General features: G+C 45.8%; 1 protein-coding gene. It reads right to left on the bottom strand.

Annotated features, from left to right (window positions below):
* Positions 1-797, bottom strand: a 797-nt coding sequence (locus OCV67_RS13385; protein ID WP_262644654.1) for a phage tail tape measure protein, incomplete at its 3' end; no start/stop codon positions are given.
* Positions 798-879: the final 82 nt, after the last annotated feature.

Raw genomic sequence — 879 nt, 5'->3', positions numbered from 1 at the left:
AGATTGCTGAAAGCGTTCTGCATTCTCTTCTGAGCGTGTTCCGTGGTATTGGTCATAGTCATGTACGCTTTTTCAGTCACTCCGGCTGAATCCTGCATTTTGCCCAGAGTACTGTTAAACTCTGCCGCTCCTGCATTAAACAAAGCCAACGCACCGATTCCGGCTTCCTGACTTCCCCAAAGGTTATTAAATGCCGTGGTATCTCCGTTTACGCTGTCTCCGATGACAGTCAGTACATCACCCAGTGAATAACCGCTTTCTGTAAGCTGTGCAAAAGACTGTCCTGTCTGCTCCTGTAAAACTCCGGCAACCGCACTTCCTGTATCACCGAGTTCATTCAGCATGGATTTTAAATATGTCGTTGACTCTGCCGTGGCAATACCGTTTTTTGTGAGAATCGCATAACCCGTAGAAAGATTATCCATTTCAACGTTATATGCCGCTGCAAGGGGAATAACACGTCCCATGTTCTGAGCAAGTTCATCAACGGTTGTCTTACCTAGATTCTGAGTTGTTATCAGCATATCTGACACTTGTGTCGCTTCTGATACAGCTAACCCGTAAGCGTTTATAGCCGTTGTCAGTACGTCCGCCGCTGTTGCCTGTTGAGTAAAACCGCCCACAGCAAGCTTATTGGCTTCATCAACGAACTTAACGGCATAGGCAGTATCGACACTGGCTGAAATTGCCTGATACGAAGCTTCTGTCAAATCGCCTGCACCTTGTCCGGTGGAACGTGAAAGAGCCATAATATCTGATTCTATAGTACTCAAGGAAACCTGACTTGTATCGGCAATTGTGGAAACCTTTGCAATACTTGCCTCAAACTGTGCCGCTGAATTACTTCAATCAAGAAACGCTTCGCCGATTTTTTTAAGT

Source organism: Porcipelethomonas ammoniilytica, from assembly GCF_025567485.1.
Classification (GTDB): Bacteria; Bacillota; Clostridia; order Oscillospirales; family Ruminococcaceae; genus Porcipelethomonas; species Porcipelethomonas ammoniilytica.
The sequence above is the reverse complement of the archived record's forward strand: the minus strand, read 5'-3'. Positions and strand labels throughout refer to the sequence as shown.